Origin of the sequence: Longimicrobium sp., from assembly GCF_036280135.1 — a bacterium.
Classification (GTDB): Bacteria; Gemmatimonadota; Gemmatimonadetes; order Longimicrobiales; family Longimicrobiaceae; genus Longimicrobium.
Genome location: NZ_DASURI010000166.1, coordinates 1 through 5,292, shown reverse-complemented (window position 1 = coordinate 5,292; position 5,292 = coordinate 1). Strand labels below are relative to the sequence as shown.

5 protein-coding genes are annotated in these 5,292 nt (G+C 72.1%); all 5 read right to left on the bottom strand.

The genetic code is table 11. From position 1 onward, the window contains the following. A partial coding sequence (locus VFZ20_RS05100; protein ID WP_349264064.1) for a cation:proton antiporter occupies positions 1–791 on the bottom strand: 791 nt, incomplete at its 3' end. A 91-nt stretch (positions 792–882) separates the two neighbouring features. Further along, a complete protein-coding gene (locus VFZ20_RS05095) occupies positions 883–1,071 on the bottom strand; it encodes a hypothetical protein (protein WP_329682754.1) in 189 nt (62 codons plus the stop codon). A gap of 130 nt (positions 1,072–1,201) precedes the next feature. After that, positions 1,202–1,618 carry a hypothetical protein gene (locus VFZ20_RS05090; protein WP_329682753.1) on the bottom strand — a complete coding sequence of 139 codons (417 nt, stop codon included), beginning with the start codon at positions 1,616–1,618 and terminating at the stop codon, positions 1,202–1,204. Positions 1,619–1,712: 94 nt separating this feature from the next. Then, on the bottom strand, positions 1,713–2,693 hold the full coding sequence (locus VFZ20_RS05085) for an aldo/keto reductase (protein WP_329682752.1): 981 nt from the start codon (positions 2,691–2,693) through the stop codon (positions 1,713–1,715). A gap of 492 nt (positions 2,694–3,185) precedes the next feature. Continuing rightward, positions 3,186–4,949 carry a bifunctional metallophosphatase/5'-nucleotidase gene (locus VFZ20_RS05080; protein WP_329682751.1) on the bottom strand — a complete coding sequence of 588 codons (1,764 nt, stop codon included), beginning with the start codon at positions 4,947–4,949 and terminating at the stop codon, positions 3,186–3,188. Positions 4,950–5,292: the final 343 nt, after the last annotated feature.

Below are 5,292 nucleotides of genomic sequence, written 5' to 3'. Positions count from 1 at the left end.
CGGTCGCGGTGCTCCGTCTCGGCCAGCACCAGCCCCAGCAGCAGCGCGCCGATGGCCTCGGCCACGTGGATGGTCTCGCCGGCGCCCGCGACGAGCAGCAGCGCGGCGGCAACGACCAGCAGCAGCACCTCGTCGCTGCGGATGCGGAGCGCGCGGTTCAGCCAGGGCACGGCCAACCGGCCCAGCCCCAGCACGCCCAGCATGAACGCCAGCGCCATCCCCGCGCCGGCCAGAACGCCGCCGACGGACGTGGATCCGCTCAGCACCAGGCCGCTGACGACGGACAGGAAGACGGCCAGGAACACGTCCTCGAACATGATGATCCCCAGGATCATCTCCGTCTCGGGGTTGGCCGTGCGGCGCAGGTCCACGAGCACCTTGGCCACGATGGCGCTGCTGGAGATGGTGGTGATGCCGGCCGCCACGAGCGTTTCCTTGAGCGGCCACCCCAGCAGGGCGGGGTACAGCAGCCCCAGGGTGAAGTTGATGCCGATGTAGATGCTGCCGCCCACGGCGATGGAGCGCCCCGAGCGGATCAGTCGCCCCACGGAGAACTCCAGCCCCAGGTAGAACAGCAGGAACAGCACGCCCATCCGCCCCATGAACTCGATGAGCGGCGCGCTCTCCACGAAGCGCAGGTCCAGCATCCCCACGTGCGGCGCGTGCGGCCCCACGGCCATCCCGGCCAGGATGAGGAACGGCGCGGTGGAGAACTTCAGCTTCCACGACAGGAGCGCGGCGCCCGCTACCAGCGCGAGCGCCAGCCCCACTTCGAAGACCATGTGATCCATCGGTCCGGCAACCTTCCGCGTTGAGAGGGAAAGACGAGGGCTGATCGGTCCGCCCCGGCCGGACGCGCGCGTCGTCCGGCCGGGAACGGCGTCAGCCGCGGGTTTCCTTCTCCGCGGGCGGCTGCGTCCGGTCCGCAGAGTACTTCTCGATGGTGGACGGGCGGCTGGCCCAGATCACCAGCCCCACCGCCGCCAGCACGGCAACGATGACGAGCGTGTTGGTGACGTTGACCCCCGTGCGGGCGGGAGCCTGGATCATCGAAAGCGCGAGCGTAAGCATGTGTGTTTCCCCGCCTTGGGATGTGCGTAGCATGGGGCATGCGCGCCCTCCCGGGCCGAAGGTGGACGGTCCGGGCGCGTGCGTGCCGTGATTTCTGTGGATGCGTTGCCGGCGGACGTGCCGGCGAATGCTACGCGAGCGCGGGGGGAGGAACGCCGGTGGAGCGGGCGGAGACGGTGCCGTCGCGGGCGGCGGCCAGGCGCCGGGCGAAGGTGGGAAGGAGCGTGCAGCGGGTGCGGGCGTCCGCCGTGGCCAGGCGCGCCGCGTGGGCAATGCCGCGCGCGGGTGTGTCCGGCGCGCCGGCGCCCGGGGCCACGCGGGGCACGACGCCCGCGCGCATGCCCGGCGGGGCCAGCACGGGCGCGCCGCCCTGCAGGAACGCCAGCGCGAGCGCCTGGCGCCCCGTGGCCACGCCGGACTGCGCCTGGGGCTGGAACGAACGCCCGCCGGACGCCGGTGCCGCGTCCGCACGGTCGCCGAGCCCCACGCAGGCAAGCGCCAGCGCGGCGAGCAGGGCGGCGAACGTGGTGCGGAGCGTGTGCTTCACCGGCCTCCGGCGAACGGGGTGGACATGCGGCTGATGACGCCCGTACCGGGAACCCGGCGTTTGGTTCCCCTCCGGGCGTGATCCGTCCGTCCGGTCAGCTGTGCCCGGCCACGGGGTGCGGCAGGTACGGCGCCTCCAGCTCCGCCACCTCGTCGGGCGTCAGCGCGAGCGACAGCGCGGCCACGGCATCGTCCAGGTGGTGCAGCTTCGTCGCGCCGATGATGGGCGACGTGATCCCCGGCACCTGGAGCACCCAGGCGAGCGCCACCTGCGCGCGGGGCACGCCGCGCCGCTCGGCGACGGCCGCCACGGCGTCCACGATCCGCCGGTCCGCGTCCTCCATCCGCGCGTAGAGCGTCCGGCCGAACGCGTCCGTCTCCGTGCGCTCCGTTGTCTCATCCCAGGCGCGGGTGAGCTTGCCGCGGGCCAGCGGGCTCCACGGGATCACGCCGACGCCCTGGTCGCGGCACAGGGGCAGCATCTCCCGCTCCTCCTCGCGGTACAGCAGGTTCAGGTGCGGCTGCATGCTCACGAAGCGCGTCCAGCCGTGCAGGTCCGCCGTGTGCTGCGCCTTGGCGAACTGCCACGCGTACATGGACGACGCGCCGATGTACCGCGCCTTGCCCATCCGCACCACGTCGTGCAGGGCCTCCATGGTCTCCTCGATGGGCGTGGAGGCATCCCATCGGTGGATCTGGTACAGGTCCACGTAGTCGGTGCCCAGCCGGCGCAGGCTGGCGTCGATCTCGGCCAGGATGTGCTTGCGGGACAGGCCGGCGCCGTTGGGTCCCTCGCGCATGCGGCCGTGCACCTTGGTGGCCAGGACGATCTCGTCGCGCCGCGCGTAGTCCGTCAGGGCGCGGCCCACGATCTCCTCGCTGCTGCCCGCCGAGTAGACGTTGGCCGTGTCGAAGAAGTTGATGCCCGCGTCCAGCGCCTTCTTGAGGAACGGCCGGCTGGCTTCCTCGGGCAGCGACCAGGGATGCGCGCCGCGGTCCGGCTCGCCGTAGCTCATGCACCCCAGGCAGATGCGCGACACCTCCAGCCCTGCTCGCCCCAGCTTCACGTACTCCATCCGCTCCACCCTTCTCCTCGTAATTTTGTGCCGAGTTGATTGCTGAGGGAGGCGTCCGCACGATCCGTCCCACGCGGAGAACCCGAGCGTCGATCGAAGGATCTCCTGTCCCGTGCACGATGGCGGAGTGTGTCTCGCGCGCGGAGGGCCCCCTCCCCCCGACCCCCTGCCCCCGCTTCGCGGGGGAGGGGGAGAACCCAGCCCCAGCACGGGCTTGCCTCCGCGCACTGAAGACACCCCGCGCGAAACCCCTCCCCCGAAGTTGGGGGAGGGGTCGACCGCCGTTGCGAGGAACGAGCAAAAAGGCGGTCGGGGGAGAGGGCCCCCCGTCGCGCAGCGACGGGGACTCCGCCTCCCGGACAGGCCCGATCCTCATCTCCGCTGATCCGCTGCCTTCGCCGATCCGCCGCCTCCGCTGATCCGCTGCCTCCGCTGATTCTCCCCTAGACGGTTGATCCGCGGCCTCCGCCGATCCGCTCTCCGCCCCGGCCCCTACGGCGTCCGCGGCCGCTGGCCCGTGCTGCCGCCGTGTGCCTCGCCGCCGGGCTGCGCGGGCGGGCGCTGCTCGGCCTGGGCGCGCTCCGCCAGGGCGGCGGGGACGATGTCCCAGTTGTGCCGGAACACGTCGCCCGGGCGCAGGGTGCCGCGGCGGCGGATGTCCTCGATCAGCAGCTCGCGGATGCCCTCGCCGCGGTCGTACACCACGGGCGCGCCGATCAGCATGGAAAACCCGCCGCTTCCGCTCGCGCGGTAGTTGTTCAGCGCGAGGGTAAAGCTGTCCGTCGCCGCCACCGCGCGCCCGTCGCGCTCCAGCCGCACGACGCGCTGGCCCACGGGGCGGCTGACGTCCAGCGTGTAGTCCACCCCGCTCACCACGTCGAAGTTGTAGCCCGCCACGGACGGGTTCACGAGCGATTCGCAGGCGCCGCCGGGGCAGGGCAGGTAGTACTCCGCGCTCTTTTCCAGGTACGCCCGCAGCTGCGCGCCGCTGATGCGCACGGCCTTGAGCGTGTTGTCGTACACGTACAGGCCGGCTACGTCCGCCACCGTCACGTTCCCCGCCGGCAGGCGCGACGTGAGCGAGAACGCGGCGGTGGACGAGAGGTCCGCGCCCGTCACGCGCATCTGCACGTCGTTGATCAGGTCCAGGATGGGCGTGTCGCGCGTGCGGGCCGTGGCCGACGACCACGTTTCCGTCGACGTCCCCACCACCTGCGACACGTACGCCCGCGTGCGCTCGTGCGCCTGCGCCAGCGCCGATTCCAGCCGCGGCGACGTGCTGCCCTCGCGCGGGTGCAGCACCGTTCCGCTCGCGTCCGCGATCGTCCACCGGCCGTCCGCCCAGCGCAGGTCCAGCTCGGCGACGGCCAGCGACGTGCCCCAGTTCTTGGCCTGCTGCACCTGCACGCCGTTGATGGTGGTGTCGGTCACCTCGCGGTGCGTGTGCCCCATGAAGATCACGTCGATCCCCGGGACCTCGCGCGCCATGGCCGACGCGGCGTTCTCCGTGGGCACGCCGGTCGCGGCCGTGTCGTAGCTGCTGCCCTCCAGCCCGCTGTGCGCGGCCACGAGGACCACGTCCGCGCCTTCCGCCCGCATCCGCGCCACGACGGGCCGCACGCTGGCCACGATGTCGCGGAACTCCAGGCGCCCCTGGACGTTGTCGCGGTCCCAGATCATCACCCCCGGCGGCGTGACGGAGGTGATGCCGATCTTCACGGTGTGCCCGCCGACGGTGCGCTCCACGAACGTGTACGGCCGGTACGCGTGCTCGTCCGTCCCCGCGCGAAAGACGTTGGCGCTCAGGAACGGGAACGAGGCATCCGCGGTGGAGCGCGCCAGGTGCTCGATGCCGTAGTTGAACTCGTGGTTGCCGATGGCCGCGGCGTCGTAGCCCACCAGGTTCATGGCCTGGATGAGCGGATGCGTCTCGCCCTCCGCCAGCCGCCGGTAGACGAAGTCCATGGGGTTGCCCTGCAGCAGGTCGCCGGACTCCACGAGCACCGTGCGCGCGGGATTCGCCGCGCGCACGCTGTCGATGAGGGACACCAGCGTGGCCAGGCCGTTGTTGGTGCGCTGGCCCGTGTAGTAGTCGTAGGGCAGGATCCAGCCGTGCAGGTCCGTGGTGCCCATCAGCACCAGCCGGCCCTCCACGGGGGCGGGTTGCGCCGGCGGAGTCCGCGGCGCGCATCCGCCCAGGGCGGCCAGGCCCGCGGCGACGGGCAGCGTGGCGGTCAGTCGTCGAAACGCGTTCATCTCGTTCGTTCTCGCGATCGGGATTCGGTGTGCGCGCTGGATACACGGACGTGCGGAGGTGGGTCCGCTGGGTCCCGCCCGCGGTGGATGGATTGCGACGAGGCCCCCTCCCGCTCGTCGGCTCGCGACCTTCTCCCGCCGCGCGGGGAGAGGTGAAAACGGCGGCGCGTGGTGCCGGCGTGGCACCCGCCCGCGGCGTATGGCCACCTCCGAGTCGGAGCGGCTGAAGCCGCCGCAACGACTGCGGAAAGCCTCGCAAACTGCGCGAGGCTTCAACTCCGTGAACGCCGCCCCGGTGCACTCCGGCCGACTTTCGCTGGGGCAGTCCGCGCAGGCGGACTTC